General features: G+C 40.2%; 15 protein-coding genes. 9 read left to right on the plus strand and 6 right to left on the minus strand.

Features of this window, described 5'->3' with window-relative positions; genetic code table 11:
- Window positions 1-414: 414 nt before the first annotated feature.
- From btpA to HG267_RS19005, 4 genes are all read left to right on the plus strand, one after another.
- Window positions 415-1,263 (plus strand): photosystem I biogenesis protein BtpA, encoded by an 849-nt coding sequence (gene btpA / locus HG267_RS18990; RefSeq protein ID WP_045868803.1) that lies wholly within the window; start codon window positions 415-417, stop codon window positions 1,261-1,263.
- A gap of 194 nt (window positions 1,264-1,457) precedes the next feature.
- Window positions 1,458-2,450 carry a vitamin K epoxide reductase family protein gene (locus tag HG267_RS18995; RefSeq protein ID WP_045867698.1) on the plus strand — a complete coding sequence of 331 codons (993 nt, stop codon included), beginning with the start codon at window positions 1,458-1,460 and terminating at the stop codon, window positions 2,448-2,450.
- Between the two features lie 862 nt (window positions 2,451-3,312).
- On the plus strand, window positions 3,313-5,496 hold the full coding sequence (locus HG267_RS19000) for a CHASE2 domain-containing protein (protein WP_045868802.1): 2,184 nt from the start codon (window positions 3,313-3,315) through the stop codon (window positions 5,494-5,496).
- A gap of 762 nt (window positions 5,497-6,258) precedes the next feature.
- On the plus strand, window positions 6,259-7,428 hold the full coding sequence (locus HG267_RS19005) for a PAS domain S-box protein (RefSeq protein WP_045867697.1): 1,170 nt from the start codon (window positions 6,259-6,261) through the stop codon (window positions 7,426-7,428).
- Window positions 7,429-7,578: 150 nt separating this feature from the next.
- Here the strand turns inward: HG267_RS19005 and HG267_RS19010 are convergent, their stop codons facing one another.
- Window positions 7,579-7,839, minus strand: a complete 261-nt coding sequence (locus tag HG267_RS19010; protein WP_045867696.1) for a hypothetical protein — start codon at window positions 7,837-7,839, stop codon at window positions 7,579-7,581.
- A gap of 582 nt (window positions 7,840-8,421) precedes the next feature.
- Between HG267_RS19010 and coaD the strand changes: the two genes are divergently transcribed.
- The 4 genes from coaD to HG267_RS19030 all read left to right on the plus strand — a co-directional run bounded on the left by coaD (window position 8,422) and on the right by HG267_RS19030 (window position 11,297).
- On the plus strand, window positions 8,422-8,973 hold the full coding sequence (gene coaD / locus HG267_RS19015) for a pantetheine-phosphate adenylyltransferase (RefSeq protein ID WP_045867695.1): 552 nt from the start codon (window positions 8,422-8,424) through the stop codon (window positions 8,971-8,973).
- The gene (locus HG267_RS19020) at window positions 8,883-9,551 is read left to right on the plus strand and encodes a hypothetical protein (RefSeq protein ID WP_071989331.1); all 669 of its coding nucleotides are present in this window, start codon (window positions 8,883-8,885) and stop codon (window positions 9,549-9,551) included. Before coaD ends, HG267_RS19020 begins: the two co-directional genes overlap by 91 nt.
- 487 nt (window positions 9,552-10,038) lie before the next feature.
- On the plus strand, window positions 10,039-10,353 hold the full coding sequence (locus tag HG267_RS19025) for a Ycf66 family protein (protein ID WP_045867694.1): 315 nt from the start codon (window positions 10,039-10,041) through the stop codon (window positions 10,351-10,353).
- Between the two features lie 578 nt (window positions 10,354-10,931).
- Window positions 10,932-11,297 carry a hypothetical protein gene (locus HG267_RS19030; RefSeq protein WP_071989330.1) on the plus strand — a complete coding sequence of 122 codons (366 nt, stop codon included), beginning with the start codon at window positions 10,932-10,934 and terminating at the stop codon, window positions 11,295-11,297.
- 173 nt (window positions 11,298-11,470) lie between these two features.
- Here the strand turns inward: HG267_RS19030 and psaK are convergent, their stop codons facing one another.
- On the minus strand, window positions 11,471-11,737 hold the full coding sequence (gene psaK, locus HG267_RS19035; RefSeq protein WP_045867691.1) for a photosystem I reaction center subunit PsaK: 267 nt from the start codon (window positions 11,735-11,737) through the stop codon (window positions 11,471-11,473).
- Window positions 11,738-12,641: 904 nt separating this feature from the next.
- On the opposite strand from psaK, the gene HG267_RS19040 reads away from it, so the two are divergent.
- The gene (locus tag HG267_RS19040) at window positions 12,642-12,911 is read left to right on the plus strand and encodes a hypothetical protein (RefSeq protein WP_052335035.1); all 270 of its coding nucleotides are present in this window, start codon (window positions 12,642-12,644) and stop codon (window positions 12,909-12,911) included.
- 42 nt (window positions 12,912-12,953) lie between these two features.
- Here HG267_RS19040 and nadB read toward each other — a convergent pair whose 3' ends face one another.
- The 4 genes from nadB to yidD all read right to left on the minus strand — a co-directional run bounded on the left by nadB (window position 12,954) and on the right by yidD (window position 17,602).
- Window positions 12,954-14,654, minus strand: a complete 1,701-nt coding sequence (gene nadB, locus HG267_RS19045; protein ID WP_045867689.1) for an L-aspartate oxidase — start codon at window positions 14,652-14,654, stop codon at window positions 12,954-12,956.
- Between the two features lie 216 nt (window positions 14,655-14,870).
- Window positions 14,871-15,296: a photosystem II complex extrinsic protein PsbU gene (gene psbU / locus HG267_RS19050; protein ID WP_045867688.1), complete on the minus strand. Its 426-nt coding sequence runs from the start codon at window positions 15,294-15,296 to the stop codon at window positions 14,871-14,873.
- Between the two features lie 639 nt (window positions 15,297-15,935).
- Window positions 15,936-16,952: a sulfate/molybdate ABC transporter ATP-binding protein gene (locus tag HG267_RS19055; protein WP_045867687.1), complete on the minus strand. Its 1,017-nt coding sequence runs from the start codon at window positions 16,950-16,952 to the stop codon at window positions 15,936-15,938.
- 104 nt (window positions 16,953-17,056) lie between these two features.
- Window positions 17,057-17,602, minus strand: a complete 546-nt coding sequence (yidD, locus tag HG267_RS19060) for a membrane protein insertion efficiency factor YidD (RefSeq protein WP_045867686.1) — start codon at window positions 17,600-17,602, stop codon at window positions 17,057-17,059.
- Window positions 17,603-17,708 lie beyond the last annotated feature (106 nt).

The following is a 17,708-nucleotide window of genomic DNA, read 5'->3' on the forward strand; positions in this document are numbered from 1 at the left end:
TGGTATTTTACATTACCGTGGCGCGTGCGTTGTTAATTTACCCATCGGGAAGCCGCCCAAAGGGCTGGTTGTGAGAAGTCGCTACCCTCAGGGAAATCGCGCACACTCGCGACTACGCCTAATCAAGCTGTAATGCTACCCTTCAGATCAGGCTTTGCCTACGAAGTCCGCAGGTGATAGACCTAAACCGTGGGAAGCTGCCTCGCGTCTTGTGAGTTGCAAACTCCTCTTACAGTCAGGTTTTATCTTAACATATCTTATGGAAGGTTTTACGCTAATTTCCATCCTAGGGAGGAGGCGGGAAACCGTCCATAATAAAATCAATTATTCATTAGTCATTTAGTCATTAGTCATGGTCAAACAATTCTAGACTCTAGACTGATGTACTGTGGACTCCGCGAAGCGGTTAAAGACGTGGACTTAGATCAGCTATTTAAAACTCGAACACCAATTATTGGCGTGGTTCACCTATTACCACTGCCAACCTCGCCCCGCTGGGGAGGAAACCTCAAAACCGTGATTGACCGGGCCGAACAAGAAGCCACAGCCCTAGCAAGTGGTGGGGTTGACGGGATTATTGTCGAAAACTTTTTTGATGCGCCCTTTACCAAAAATCAGGTCGATCCGGCGGTCGTGAGTGCCATGACTGTAGTGGTGCAGCAAATACAGAATTTAGTGACATTGCCGATTGGTTTAAATGTGTTGCGGAACGATGCGAAAAGTGCAATTGCGATCGCCAGTTGTGTGCGGGCGCAATTTATTCGCGTCAATGTTCTTACTGGGGTAATGGCAACCGACCAAGGATTAATTGAGGGAGAAGCCCATCAACTACTCCGCTATCGGCGAGAGTTAGGCAGTGATGTTAAAATTCTGGCCGATGTATTGGTGAAACACGCTCGCCCTTTAAGTTCTCCAAATCTCACGGTTGCTGTCAAAGACACAATTGAAAGGGGTTTGGCAGATGCAGTGATTTTGTCAGGTTGGGCTACAGGTAGCCCGCCTAACATAGAAGATTTGGAACTAGCTTGTGGTGCGGCCAATGGCACGCCAGTCTTTATTGGCAGTGGGGCGAATTGGGAAAACATTGCTACACTAATGCAGGCCGCAGATGGTGTCATCGTTTCCAGTTCCCTAAAACGTCACGGTAGAATCGACCAACCAATTGACCCGATACGTGTCAGTCAATTTGTAGAAGCCGCACACCGGAGTTGGAACTCTAAGGGTGAAACTAAATCAGTTTCCTCAGTAACTATCCGTTCCTAGGGACTAGGGACTGGGGACTGGGGACTGGGGACTAGGGATTAGGGACTAGGGACTAGGGAAAGCAGGAGAAGGTAAAAAGGAGAAGGGGAAGCAACCAATCCCCAACCCCAACCCCCAATTCCCAGTACCCAATCCCCAACCCCAACCCCCAATCCCCAGTACCCAATCCCCAACCCCAACCCCCAATCAAGTTTATGATTCGTCGTCGTTCTACTCCTTGGATTCATAAATGGTCGCGTCCTTTGATTGCCGCGATCGCTGGACTTGGTATCCTAGTTACAGGTTATTTGACTTACGAGAAATTAACCGGAGGTAGTGCAGCTTGTCCGGCCCAACAAGCTGGTTTTAAAGGCTGTGGTGATGTGCTTTCCAGCCCGTGGGCAACGGTTTTTGGTCAGCCATTAGCCTTATTTGGGTTATTAGCTTATATCAGTATGTTGATATTGGCTTTGGCTCCTTTAGCCCTGAAACAGGGAGATAATAACCGCAAGCAAATAGAAAATTGGACTTGGTGGCTGCTGTTAGTAGGCGCGATCGCAATGTCCGTTTTCAGCGGCTACTTGATGTATGTACTAGCATCTCAAATCAAAGCCGTATGTCCTTATTGCATAGGCTCGGCTATTTTCTCGATGAGTATGTTAGTACTCACTATTCTGGGTCGAGCTTGGGAAGATGTCGGACAAATCCTCTTTACTGCCCTAATTGTCGGTATGGTGACACTGATTGGTACATTGGGAGTATACTCAGGTGTCAATCCATCAGCCAATACAGCTACTTCTACCCCTGGACAACCCCAGAAAATTCTGCCATTCTCACCGACAGTAGATCCTAACCCAGAGTTCGGTTGGAAAATTACTACTACCTCTGGTGAAGCAGAAATTGGTCTAGCCAATCATCTGGCGAAAATAGGCGCTAAGGAATATGTGGCTTATTGGTGTCCGCACTGCCACGAACAGAAGTTACTCTTTGGTCAAGAGGCTTACAAGATTATCGATAACAGCGGCGTGAAAGTAGAATGCGCTCCTGGTGGGCTAAAAGCTCAACCAGATTCATGTAAAGCTGCCAAAATAGAAGGTTTCCCCACATGGATTATTAACGGGAAAAGCTATAGCGGAGTGCAAAACTTAGAGGAACTAGCCAAAGTTTCTAATTATACAGGCACTCGTAACTTCCAATATTTCAGATAGGTAGCTAGAATTAGCTTTTTGAGTAAAAAATTAGCAATTTATTGTAAGTCAACTGGTTGCATAAAGCACATTCCAGTTGACTTTTTTATTGAAAGTGACTGGAAACTCTATGCATGAGGGGATGGGGGAGGAATTTACCAATGCCTTATACGCCATACCCAAAAACTCTAACCTCTTGTAGCTGGAGTTTTTAATTTGTGACTTTTAATACCTTTGCAAGAAAGTAGGGATATACAAACTTTGACGCTGCTAAAAATGATTTATGTGGTGCCAAATTTTTAGCCTTAGTATAAATAATATTCATTCCAAATATTACATCACATATATATTCTTATTTTTCGCAAATTAAGACAATAAATATACTATTAGATATAGAAGCAATTTATACTAATCTATCCAGTGGTGGTTGGCGAATATTGAGTAAATAGATACAATTTTTTTCTACCATAACTCTACAGGTAGTTATCATCAACCAAAAAATCAATGTTATTTAATAACTAGATAGACAGTAAAATTACGCAAAATATTTTTAATTTACACCAGTTAAAAAAAATTTAAACCGCAATTATGCAACTATATAAGATTCAGCTTTGACTGCTAAAATCTTTTATAAACATACTTCTGTAATTAAGCAACAATATTTAGGCTGAATTTGTGATATAAGGCGCGACAGTTCAAGTTACCATTTCATTGCATGATGAGTGGTTATGTATAGAAATAGATCTCAACTACCCAAGCTCGTCTTGAGGAATTCAACGGCTGCGATCGCATTTCTATTCAATCAACATTTTATGAGCTAATTTCGCCATGTAGTTGATAGAGATTGCAAATCAAGAATATTTCTCCCCACTAGGTAATGGGAATGAGTAAGCAGGTAGGCAAGCATTTTATGCGGTTTATATCAGGACTAAAAAAACCGCTTAGTCAAGGAAAGAGGGAATTAATTACCGCTTCCAGCGTTGCAGTTTGCATCTTGCTTATACGCTCTTTGGGATTACTGCAATCCTTAGAGTTAGGTGCTCTGGATCAATTATTTCGTCTCCGCCCACAAGACCTACCAGAAGAGCGTATCACTATTGTAGCGATTGATGAGGCTTCCTTACGCCAAGTTGGTTCTTGGCCGATTCCAGATGGCGTAATTGCCGAATTGCTGCAAAAATTAAATGCTTTTAAGCCCCGTGCTATTGGCTTGGATATCTACCGGGATTTACCTGTGGAGCCGGGATATAAAAAATTGGTAAAAACATATAAGTCAATGCCAAATGTGATCGGCATTGAACAACTAGCTAATAATAAAAATGCCAGTGTTTTACCACCACCAGTACTCAATCAACTTGACCAAGTGGGTTTTAATAATGTTTTATATGACCCTGATGGCAAAATCCGTCGCAGCTTGTTGTATTGGCACATTGATAATCAGGCCCACGAAAGTTTTGCTTTGAAGTTGGCTTTACTATATTTAAAATCAGAAGGCATAAATCCTAAAAACGCCAGTAGTAACTCTGAGTATTTACAGTTAGGTAAGGCTGTTTTTACTAGATTTCAGGCTAATGATGGAGCTTACGTGCGCGCTGATGCTAGAGGCTACCAAATTTTGTCTAACTTTCCCAAACCACTTTGTGCAGATGCATCGAAATCTTGTAGTTATCGCCAAGTATCGATGCGGGATGTGCTAGTTGGGAGAGTCGAAAAAAGCTGGATTAGCGATCGCGTTGTGTTAATTGGTTCCACTGCACCCAGCCTGCAAGATTTTGTGTTTGTCCCCCACTCACGCAAGCCGATCGCGGGAATTGAATTGCAAGCCTATTTGATCAATGAGTTAATCGCTGCTGCTGTAGAAGGACGACCACTATTGCAAGTTTGGTCAAAAGTATGGGAATACTTGTGGATTTTTGGCTGGTCTTATTTAGGTGCAGTTACAGCATGGCGAATTCGACACCCCATTAAAATATCTATCAGTATTTTACTTTTTTGCTTGTTGTTAACTCTATCTGTCTATGTAGCTTTTTTATTTGGTTGGTGGATACCTTTTATTCCCTCATTGCTGACATTTGCTAGCGCCGCTATTGGGGTTACCTGTTATTTTGCCTATATGCAAGAAGAGTTTAAACGCTCTAAAGAATTTTTATATCAAGTAATTAATACAATTCCTGACCCGATTTTTGTCAAAAATCAACAGCATCAGTGGATTGTGTTAAATGAGGCTTATTGCGAACTGATTGGTTATCCCTATCAATTATTACTAGAAAAGTCAGACTATGACTTTTTTCCCAAGCATCAAGCTGATGTATTTCGCCGCAGAGATGAGATGGTTTTTCAGACACAGCAGTCTCATGAAAGCGAAGAACAATTTACTGATGCTTATGGCTCAACTCATCTGATTGCGACGAAGCGATCGCTCCATAAAGATGCGGCTGGTAATTGCTTTTTAGTGGGGGTGATCCACGATATTACAGAACGCAAGCTGATGGAAGAGAAACTTAAACGCAAAGCAGCGCAACTATATAAATCTAATAATGAATTAAAACGCAAAGAAGACCATCTGCGTTATTTGGCGTATCACGATCCGCTGACTGGTTTGTCTAATCGCAAATTCTTCAATGAAAAACTGCAAGAATCTTTAGCTTGGGCACAAAATAATAATTTATTGCTAGGGCTATTGTTTATTGACTTGGATGGGTTTAAAAGGGTGAATGATACTCTAGGACATGAAATTGGCGATCGCTTATTGGTGACTGTCTCTCAAAGGCTCAGTAATTGTTTGCGGGGTAGCGATACAGTTTCTCGCTTGGGTGGTGATGAATTTACAGTGATTTTACGGGCAATTCCGCAAGTGCAAGTCGCATCTAAAGTAGCTGAAAAAATTCTCAGTACAATTAAGGAGCCAATAGTTTTAGATGGATATACTACCAACGTCTCTGCTAGTATTGGTATAAGTATTTACCCTATTAATAGTAACGATAGTGAAACCTTAATCAAACAAGCAGACAGCGCTATGTACCGCGCAAAACACCTAGGTAAAAATCGTTATGAATTTGCTGGATAATTGATATGGATGCGGTTCAACAATTTTAAGCGTAGCAAAAACTATAGGACTCCTATTCGATTTTTAAAATTCATGTAGTGCTTGACGCTAACGCTAACAGCTTTTTGTGCGTTAGGCGTGAGCTGTAACGTACGCTACATGGTAATAATTTAGTATATTTATTAATATTAAAAATTATTATTTTGCATATAAATGTACCTAATTTTTCCTAGGAAATTGCATATTGCATTAGTTTCTAGCTACAAATGGAAATTTAGTGATAATTTATTTTTTATTTATAAATTGCAGAACTATAAATTTTTGCTTTATAAATCTTAACCAGACTTTTTATTTTTATCACAACTGTGGCTATCCCATTCCTAGGATAGAAGTTTTTTATCTCTTTTAGTAGTTAGGTTATTGTTAAGCATTCAATATTCAGCTTTATGATAAGCTGTTACGCATTTAAATTGTATATTTCGCACTCAGGTTGTCAAAAGTCCAGAGTCCAGAGTCAAAGGCTAGCTTGGACTTTGGACTCTGGACCCTTGACAGTCCTAACGCCAGAATATTTGATTTATGTGCGTATCAGCTTAGGTATTTTAAGAAATGATTCAATAAACTGACTTAACTCAAGAGGTAGATATCAAGATTAGCACCTCTTAAGAAAGTCATACGAAACATTAAATTAACCGTTTTTATCATTGGTAGTTTCAGAAGGCCAATATCTTGACAGATAGGATTTTTTGGTTAACCTCTGCAAGCCGATAGGGAGAATTTCAGGTGAACATAGAATTATTTTTCCAACGCACAGAAGCATTGCATAAACGGTTAGCAGATTTATATCAAACGGCTACTGTCTTACCTTGGGTACCACAAGATATGCTACCCCAAGCCTTTGAGGAACTGCATAGCACCTCCAGAACGGTACAGTTAGCAGTAGAGGAACTGTATCAACAAAACGAGGAACTGATACAAACACAAAATTTTTTAGAAGCAGAACGCCAACGCTACCAAGATTTATTCGAGTTTGCACCAGATGCCTATATAGTCACGAATACAGAAGGCAGAATCTACGAAGCCAACCCAATGGCCGCTAATTTATTTAATGTTTCCAAAAATTTTTTAGTAGGTAAGCCACTGGTAAACTTTGTTCCTCTCGAAGAACGTCAGCAGATTCGTACCGAACTCAACCGATTAGTTCAAGCAGATAGAACCAAAGAGTTACTAGTACGTTTGCAGCAACGTCATGGTAAAACTCTCAATGCGGCTTTAACTGTAGCGGTTGTCCGCAATCAAGATGCTAAAGTCGTATCTTTCCACTGGTTAATACGCAATATAACTGAGCGCCAACAATGGCAATCATCAGAAGACAATAGCATCAATGATATTCTTCAGAATCGGCAATTGTCTAAATATTCTAAAGGAGAAAATATAACACTCAACCCGCTAGAAATTTTTTATGTGAATCAGGGTTGGGTGAAACTTAGTACTTTTTGCGAAACTGGTGAAGAGATACTCATAGGATTAGCTGGGCCTGGAATGGTTTTTGGCGCGAGTATGACATCTTTAAATATTTACCAGGCGATCGCTCTATCTAATGTTGAGTTAGTGTCAATATACGCCACAGAGATACCAGTTTCTTCTACTCTCAGTTCCACGATTGTACCAAAAATTAATCAACGCCTACAGCAGACAGAATCTTTTTTAGCTATTTCTGGAAGGCGGCAAGTGCAAGAACGCTTGCATTATCTTTTGGAATTTCTCAAACAAGAAATTGGCGAACCTGTCGCAGAAGGAACTCGTCTGAAAGTTCGTTTGACTCATGAAGATATTGCTAGTGCTTGCTGTGCTAACCGAGTCACAATTACAAGATTGATGAGTAAATTACGCAAAGAAGGTATCATTAGCTTTGATACCAAGAAACACATCATATTAAAAGATTTCAATTAACTTAGATGTGGCAATGAAGTGGGAGTAACATCCACACCACTTTTATCTCCCCTATCTATAATTTGCATATTTTAATGGCATCACAATTTTGTGGGGTGGGCATCTTGCCCTCCCTAATTATACACATTCGATGCTGATTAGCTTCTAACTTTAACTAGCATCTGAATTTTCTTCTCCAACCCCCAACTCTTTTTTGCTGCGCTTCAACTCCTTCCAAAGTGATTGAATCTGTCTGTAGGCTTCTTCTGTTGAGAGTTTTCCAGATGTTTCTAAAACACTTATATAGCCTACTCTTTGAGCAAATTCTTGCAAGTTAGCATTAAAAACTAAGGTTTCTGCCTTAAAAGAACCGTAATAACGACTGTGAGGATAAATAAATTTGCGAAGTTCGTCTCGATTAATATCTGTCATCAGGTCACTCCCTATCATCTTGTGAATATGAAAAATCTACTTGAATACAAATTAAATGTGACAAACATCTTTACAGTAAACATATTCATAAAAACTGTTTTTGAATATTAAAAATAAAATTAAAATATTTCGTGTTTTCATATTCCATTTATACCGTTCATTTAGAGAGATTAAAATACTTCATTAGAACTATATAAAGTAAAGATTGTCTGTGATCAAAAATACTCCAGTCCTAAAAGATACTGATTTAAATGAAATATGCATCTGACTTTTGTAGTAAATAACAAGTGGAGAGGGCTAGTTTAGCAAAATATTAAGCTATACATTGCTAATATTTGATTTATGAAAAATTCACTATCAATAGATTTTTTGTTGCTGATTTCCTCCTTACGCAAATAATTTCTGCACTCACAGAGGATTTCTATAAATAAAATAAAAGTTTACTAATATGCTGATATAGGCAGTTTATAATAAACACTGAGTAGCAATTTTGCTATTGAAAATTAGTAGTTTCCTCATACTCAAAGGTTTGGAGGCAGGTTCCGATATAATCACCTACATAACTTTGATGTATCTACGATTGTGATTGCTATTTACCCTGGTAGCTTTGACCCCATAACATTAGGACATCTGGATATCATTCAGCGCGGTAGTCGGCTGTTTGAGCGAGTAATTGTAGCTGTTTTGCGTAACCCTAATAAAACACCATTGTTTAGTGTGCAGCAACGGCTAGAACAAATTCGGCTATCTACACAACATTTACCTAATGTGGATGTAGACAGCTTTGATGGTTTAACGGTCAATTACGTCCAAATGCGCCAAGCACAAGTGTTATTAAGGGGTTTACGGGCCGTTTCAGACTTTGAAATTGAACTTCAGATGGCTCATACTAATAAAACACTGTCAACTCAAATAGAGACTGTTTTTCTAGCAACCTCAAATGAGTATAGTTTTTTAAGTAGTAGTGTGGTAAAAGAGATTGCAAGGTTTGGTGGCTCTGTCGATCATCTCGTTCCCCCACACATTGCCCTAGAAATATACCAATGCTACAACCACAACTCTCAAATGTTGAACCCAATCACAACGGAAACAATCACGCCCCTCAAGAATATACCGAAGGAGCGGGAAATATAGATATTCTCCAGGAACTGAATCGACTAGAAGAAATTATTCTTTCTAGCTTGCGAATTCCCCTAACTGGACGCACCCTAGTAGATGAAGAAAAGCTACTAGAACAGCTAGATTTCATCAGAGTTTCTTTACCAGCTGTGTTTCAAGAAGCAGCCACAATCCTCGACCAAAAAGAAGAAATTCTGCTAGAAGCAGAAGAGTATGGCCAGCAAGTTGTAGAAGCCGCCCAAGCTAAACGGGCGCAAATCTTAGCTGAAAGCGATATTATCAGACAGGCAGAGCGAGAAGCTGAACAGCTAAGACGGCAAGTACAGCAAGAGTGTGATGCTCTGATGCAAGAAACTTTGGCTGAAATTGAGCAAAAACAGCGTGCTTGTATGCAAGAGTTAGAGGAAATGCGACAAACTGCGATCGCACAAGCTCAAGAAATTGAAAACGGGGCCGATCAATATGCTGATAGCGTCTTAGAAGGCATTGAACAGGATCTTAAAGATATGTTGCGAATTGTCAACAATGGTAGACAAGAACTACAAGCAGATATGTCTTCCCAGCGAAATCCTTCACAACCTAAAAAGAGGTAAGCTTGCTGAAGTATTTTACACATTTAAAATGATGAGAAAACATAAAAAATTTACTTGCTTATTGGAAATTCAAAATTCAAAATTCAAAATTAACTAGTACAAGTCGGCGTAAATAAACAGACCCTCTGTAATTGCCAAAAGGCTTGTACTATAACTATTCTTTCTTTTTACTTTTTACTTTTTACTTTTGCCTTGTTTTACTAGCTTATTCACAGTAATTTTTTTCCTACTAATGTAGCGACAGATAAAAACTGTGATATCTAATTTGGTTACTAAATTAAAAAATAGATAGCTTCTAGCAAAAAACTGACAGCATAATTTAAAAATAATGTAGAAAAGCAGCAATAAAATGAGTAAACAATTAATTATAGATTTCAACATCTATAGAACTGATATTTGATTTTTGAAACTTATGTAGGCTGCGTTACGCTATCGTTAACGCACCTATAGCACTGGTTTTTGTGCGTTACGACTTTAGGAATTTGTTATGCAGATTTATTCTGGTTTAAATATAGCTAGCTTACTAGGTTTTATCTATATTATTTTTGCTATATTTTACATGGGATTTATGGTTTTTTTATTATTTAAACGTGCTAACAGACTAGGAAGTATAGCTTTTATAATTTACCTGCTACAAGCATTATTAATTCCTAGTATCATGTTGCTCTGTGGATTTATTTTTGTCTTTCAAGGCTGGCGATTAGATCCAATTTTACAATTAGCCCAATTTTTATTAACTTCATTAATTATTTACTTCAGTATCAAAGATATCGTGATTAATGAAATTTACAGAAATAGATAATTTCAAATTGTGCAAAAATAATCATCTATGGCAGTACAGCTAATTTAAAATCAAAAGCTCGCAACTGGCTCAATTGCTGATAGCCGTAAAAATCTATGTTGTACAGTAGAAAAGCTTAGGGTAGAAAATACGATATTTTTCGTTAAAACTTTTATGGTAATTAGTAACGTGCTAAAAGCTTTGGCAGTGATGCGTTACGCTATCGCTAACGCATCCTACGTAAACTTCAAAATCAAATATGAGTGCTATAGTATAGCACCGCTTAAATCAACAGAGCATTTACAATCAACAAACTGCTTACTCTTTTGCTTTCAAAGACGCTACGCGTAGCTGACTTCTCCATAGGTTACGGGAACATTTTCGTCGAACAGCGAACCCGCAGGGTATTTTGAATTTTCAAGTAGTATAAGTGGCTCAGGAAGCATCAGATTATCCTCAACTAAAACCGATTTGCTTCTGACTCGATTTTTACAATAAGCCTCAAGCCATTTCTGAAGAATCTGTATAAGATAGACTGATCGCTCACCAATTGTGTGAAAAGATAAAATTCATCTTTCATTACCAATGTTGGAGAACTAATGAACAAAAAATTTGTCCTATCCTTGCTTTCCACCCCAGCAGTGTTTATGTCTATGCTGTCTATGGTCATGATGACTAAACCAGCTCATGGACAAACAGTTACCCCAGTGGGTACTCATCTATCTTGTGTACGTTCCCCGCACTCAGCAACAGCAAAACAGGTATGTATCCAGGTTAGCAATGCTTCTGCGACTCCTGCTAACTCAGAGGTGAAAGTAGCGCAACTACAATCACCAAATCAGCCTGCGGAATTGGAATTTACGGATGCAGAAAGTGATGAAGCCATAAAATTGTTTGGCTGTGATTGTTCAATCTGTATTAATGCTGTACGTCAGTTGCATGGTTTGGCTCCAATGCCTGTATAGCAACTTAATAAGTTAAAATCCCAAAAACTGAGTATTTATTAATACTAAAAAACTACTGTAAACAAAGTAGTTGTGACAATTTTATGCAACTTGGTAATGAACAAAGAAAAGCCAGAGATTCAATTCTCTGGCTTAATGATTGGAGACAAAAGAGTTATCAAATATATCCCAGCCTAAAATCTTCCCAGATTATGCAGGCCTAAAATAATACCTGTTCCTAAGATATGACCAAAGGCGGTAGTTGCTAATAGTGCAGGTAAACCAAAACCACCAAACAAATTGGGTGAAGGTAGAGCCGGCCCTACATTAGGATATTTGATGCTTGACTTACCAAAGGCAATGGCAGCGATATTCGCCAAAATCATGATGATCCCAATGGAGGGACTCCATTGTAGAGTGGTGGGCACAGTGGTAGCGGCAAGTAAGGTCGAAGTAAGCAACTGATTCGCTCCTAAAACTTGTTGATTATTAAAATATGATCTGAATATTTGCCAACAAAATTCAAGAAAGCAAGCTGAATTTGCAGCAATTTTTTACAGTTATTCTAAATACTTAATATAAATAGGGATTGGGGAACTCGGGGCCCCCTCTGGGGATAAGGGGTAATGGGGACTGGGGATTGGGGATTGGGGATTGGGGACTGGGGACTGGGGATTGGGGAACTCGGGGCCCCCTCTGGGGATAAGGGGTAATGGGGATTGGGGAATAATAATTTCTCCTTGTCCCTCCTCCCTCATCTCCCAAGATTTTTCAGCATTTATACTTAGGTGATATTTATACTTGTCAGTATTTTAACTGTAATTCTGGCTTGCCTATTGTAGCCAAGAGTAAAACATAGGTATTTTGAGCCTCGAATTTAGGGATTGTACTGATGTATATATTTCTTAACATTAGTGAATTAGGAGATTATTCACATTATTTTTTTGATTTGTGTTCCAGTTAACATAGAAATTACATACGTCAATATTAAGATTGTATTAAGTATTTTAGATTTAAGAAAAACACGTGCTTCGGAGGCCCCTAATAATCTCTTACTTTTGACCGATGTTATAAACACAACTAATTAGTATTTATTAAATGTCAAGGTTATTTCATGCACAACTCCGCTCACAGTCTGCTAGTTAGTAGTACAGCAAATCCCAAGTCAACATTCAGTTGAAAAAATCTAAAATTTAGCATTTACAAGCTTTATGCTCTTTTGTCTACTTTTTCCTAAGCACTGCAGGTTTTTACTATCAGTTACTGCTTAAAATTCATTTATTTTCATTTAAAAAACGTTTAATCAAAATTTAATATTCTCTAGCCAAATGCGTATATCTACTGAAAATAACATTAAGAAATTCTATGAAATCCTACACCGAAAGTTTACCGAGAGTTATTAGTTTTCATCTAAGAGTTACAAGTATTGCTATCTTGTTAATCAGTGGTTACTTGGTAATTTTCAAGAATATTGATACGACTACAGCCTTAAATAGTTTGAATGCCAATCACTTCAGTACGAATAGTACTGAAAGCTTAACTAGCACTAAAGCTAATTCCCAGGAAACAAAAGATATTTATATTCCGCCTAACTATGGTGGCCCTGACAGTGAGCATGGTAGCGGTACTCGCTAAGAAAGTCAAAATGATTTCTTATGAGATTGAGCAAGTATTTCGCTAAGAGTTTAAAATCGGAGATTTCCACCAATGGTTTTGTTGGACAAGTGTGTGAGCTTGCCAATCAAATTCTGGTTCTGGATAATCTAATCGGTAGTGTCCACCCCGGCTTTCGGTTCTAAACACTGCACTTTTCAGAATTAAGTCAGCTACATCTAATAAATTACGAGTCTCTGCCCACAACCGCAGTTGTCTTTCTATATCTGGTAGTTGTAAATTGGCTGGTTCTGTGGCTTTTAAAGATAGCAGAAATTGACTCACAGGTAAATTAGCAAAATCTTGTTGCCAAGATTCTATTGTGGTAATTGCGGCTTCTAATCCTGATTGTGAACGACAAATACCAGCGCTTTGCCAAACTAGACGGGGTAATTTCTGCCGCAGTGCTGCTATACTTGCTTGCTGTCTGTGCCATTCACTTTCAGTAGTCTGAAATTCTCGCAATGGTAGCATGGGTATTTCTGATTGCAACTCTACATCTGCCAAATCAAGATTAGCCATCTGTGCGCCAAAAACTATGCATTCTAGCAGTGAGTTACTTGCCAAGCGATTTGCCCCATGTACTCCAGTGCTGGCGGTTTCGCCTACGGCATACAAACCGGAAATATTGGTGCGATTCATCACATCTGTGACAATTCCACCCATCCAATAATGGGCAGCTGGGGCTACAGGTATGGGTTCTGTAAAGACATCTATGCCCCAATGTTGACAAACTTTGATGATGTTGGGGAAGCGATGCCGAATTTTGTCTGGGGGGATGGGGCGCATATCTAACCAGACATGGGCAGTGGCGGGATCTGCGGCTGTCCGTTGCAAATGGCTAAAAATGGCTCTACTCACAACATCTCGCGGTGCAAGTTCGCCAGCCGGGTGGTAATCAAAAGCAAAACGTCGCCCTTCATCATCGACGAGGTGCGCCCCCTCGCCGCGTACAGCCTCACTAATGAGGAAACGATCGGCACCTGGTTTGGTTAAGGCTGTGGGGTGAAATTGGATAAATTCCAAGTCGCGGAGAATTGCCCCAGCACGGTAGGCGATCGCAACTCCATCACCTGTACTGACAGCTGGGTTGGTGGTTTGGGCAAATACCTGTCCCCCACCACCTGTTGCCAGTACGACTGCACGTGCCTGAATCCATTGAATTTCGCCTTGATAAAACAAGCTAATGCCTTGAGTGCGTTGGCGTAGCCCGTCGGAGACATCGCCCTCTGGTGTCATCCATAAACTCAAAGCCAAAGCTTGCTGGATCACTAAAATATTTGGTCGTCGCAGTACTTGGGCAGTGAGGGTGGTGGTGACTTCCCTACCTGTGGTGTCGGCGGCATGAAGCACGCGGTTGCGGGAATGGGCAGCTTCTAAAGTTAAGGCTAAAGCATTACCATGACGGTCAAAAGCTACGCCCAAATCAACGAGAGATTGAATACAGCTAGGGGCATGTTCGGCGAGGAATTGCACAGCCTCTGTGTCACACAAACCAGCCCCAGCCCGGATTGTATCTTCAATATGTAGAGTCGGGGAATCTTCCGGGGCGATCGCAGCGGCAATACCACCTTGTGCCCAATCACTGGCTGAGAGGGAAACTGTTTCTTTAGTAATTAATCCCACTCGCAAAGATTGTGGGAGACAAAGTGCCGTATACAGCCCTGCGGCACCTGCACCAACTACTAAAACATCAAACTGGCTAGGAATATTTGTTGCAGGCAAGGTTAACCCCTTTGGGGAATTCAAAATTCAAAATAAATAACCCCAGATATCTAGGGGCTAGTATCCTGATTTTTTGCGCTCAAGATTTTATATGAGAACAGGAGAGGTAAGAGTTAGGAGAGATTAATCTCCTGTCTCTGTACATCTCCCAGTTGAAATGCCATACCCTGATAGCAGAGATAGGCTGTGATTTTCTCAAGTTAACTGCAAAAACAGTTATCTATAGATGCCGTTGTTAAAGCGATCGTCGCCTTCGTTGAAGGCAGGTTCTAGTTCTGTAACTGTAAATTTATCTAAATTGGCTTGCAGAGTTTGTTTTTGGCGATCGCTCAATCCTTCTAGTTGCAACACATCCTCTACCTTTTGGTAAGGAGCGTTTTTGATAATTTTCTTAGCTAGAGTAGGATACAACCCTGGATATTGTTGAAAAGCGCGGACGTTGGTATTGTTCAAATCAATTTTTTTACCAAATTCCGTTCCTAACTTAGCGTCTGCCTTATTCTGCCCAACTGCTAGAACTGGGACTTGGGGAATAGTCAGACTGTTAAAATTGGCAGCTTGGGCAACTTGAGTTGTTCCCAGCCATCCCCAGCAACCAAGCAACAAACTAAACACTGTTAATAAACGCACCAATCCTTTCACGATTTTCTACCTCTTTCCATCAAATTGACATAAAAATTTAAGCCAAGAGCATTCAGCACCCAACAGTCCATACTCAACAGCTAATAGTTGGAACTATTAACCATTTACTGGCAGCTGATAGCTGTTTGCTCCCATCAACACACAGCAGTCATCAAAAACTAATATACAGCGTATTAATATCCACAATGTTTGTCAGGCAATAAGAAATACGGGGGAAGGGGGAAAGGGGAAAGGGTGAAGGGATGCAATGGCAAAAAAGCTCAAGCAATAACCTTGAGCAATATTTGTTGGTTAAGGGGAAAAAGGGGAATGGGAAAAGGGAAATAAAAAACCTTTAACCCTTAACCATTAACCATTAACCTTTTCCCCAAAACCAATTTTGATTTCAAAACGCTTAACCAAATCAAATTTCAGTTGGAAATCTTACCCTGACTATGCCCTCAAAAGATTGTGGGGAAAGGGATAAGGGGTTAATTTCAACTTTCTCCCTTTCTCTTTCCCCAACGAACTAGTATGCCAAGGCAACGCCAGTGGGGTAAAGGGGAAAGGTTTTTGTCCCTTACCCTTTTCCCTTTAACCTTTACCCAACCTCCACCTAACATTTTTGGGTTGGCAGACTACTAGATTGAGTGAGTGGCTTCAAATTGAATAATACAAGGGGAATGATTTCGCATCTTTCGGCTTCACATACACCCGTTGTTCAGGTTCTAATTCTAATTCCTTAAAGCGATCGCGTGTTAAATGTGCCATCACTACTTGCCCTTCATCTAAATTCAATTCCACTTGAATTTCCCAACCCAAATGGATGACGCGGCTGACTGTTGCAGGTGTAGTCGTGCCGTTAGCCACTCTTTCGACAACGACATCTTGCGGGCGCAAAAAGACTTCAGGGTTTGGTGCTTCAAACCTTTGTTCTTGAAAAATACTCGAAGAGCTAGGCAAAACGTTAACTGGCCCGATAAAACTCATGACAAAGGCACTAGCAGGATGATCGTAAATTTCTGCGGGGGTGCCTACTTGTTCGACGCGTCCTTTATTCATCACCACAATTTCGTCAGAGACTTCCATCGCCTCTTCTTGGTCATGGGTCACGAAAACAGTGGTAACATGAACTTCATCATGGAGGCGGCGTAACCATGCGCGTAAATCTTTGCGAACTTTCGCATCCAGCGCGCCAAAGGGTTCATCGAGTAGCAATACCTCTGGTTCTACTGCTAAAGCTCTCGCTAAGGCTACTCTTTGTCTTTGACCACCAGAAAGTTGCGATGGATAGCGATCGCCTAGTCCAGTTAATTGCACTAGTTCTAATAATTGTTCTACTCGCCCTTGAATTTTCTTTGCTGGGACTTTGCGAATTTCTAAGCCAAAAGCGATATTTTCTCTAACAGTCCTATGCTTAAATAAGGCATAGTGCTGAAACACAAAGCCAATGTTCCGGTCTTGTACGCTTTGGTAAGTTGCATCTTTACCCGTTAGGTAGATTTTCCCTGTATCTGGTAATTCTAACCCGGCAATTAGCCTGAGCAGCGTAGATTTACCAGATCCCGATGGCCCCAGCAAGGCAACCAGAGAACCAGTCTTTACCTCTAAATTTACCTGCTCGATAGCTTTGAAACTTCCAAAGTTTTTGGATACATTCTCAACTAATATGCCCACTGCTGCCTTCCCTTTGCATCTGATCTACGGCTAATTGCTAGGTTTACCGTGTTTTATATATACCATAGAGCATGGGTTGTGGGCTAGATTGCATGGCAAAGATTTTAACTACCGCAGCTACCGCAATCAAGGACACTGCAATCAGCCGCGCTGCAATCTAGGGAACTACAATCCAAGGAATTACAATCAGCAGCGCTGCAATCTGGGGTGCTGCAATCTGAGGGACTACAATCAGGAGCCATATTCAGCAGTTCAGCACAGTCGCAACTAGCATCGGTGATGTTAGCACAATCAGTAGTGTCTCCACAGGTATTGTTAGTTGAGGAAGATTGTTGAGCTTTTCTACCTGGTATGGGTGATTTCTCCTCTTGCTCTTCCCCTTCGGCTATTGGTTCTGATTCCTCAGCTTGTGACCTTAAAATGCGGTTGGCTTCCTTACAAGCTTGAAATCGCTGACGGGACTTGGCAGGTAATGCTGCAAATCCATCTTCGGCAATTACCCGCTTGATGTATTGCGAGCAAGATTCACCACCATATAATACTCGATGAGCGCAAACAAAGCCTTTCCGGGGAGAAATGTGCTTTTGATATCCAGTAATTGCTATCACACCGAGTCTTCTGCCCAGCAAATCTAACGGAGAAATTTCCATAACTTATAAGATGAAGTATAAAAAATTCAATTTCATCTTTCATACTTCATCCCTCATCCCTTCTGGCTATTCGTATCGAAATATTAAGGAATATTGCATTTACTTT

This window comes from Tolypothrix sp. PCC 7601, assembly GCF_025677855.1.
Classification (GTDB): Bacteria; Cyanobacteriota; Cyanobacteriia; order Cyanobacteriales; family Nostocaceae; genus Aulosira; species Aulosira diplosiphon.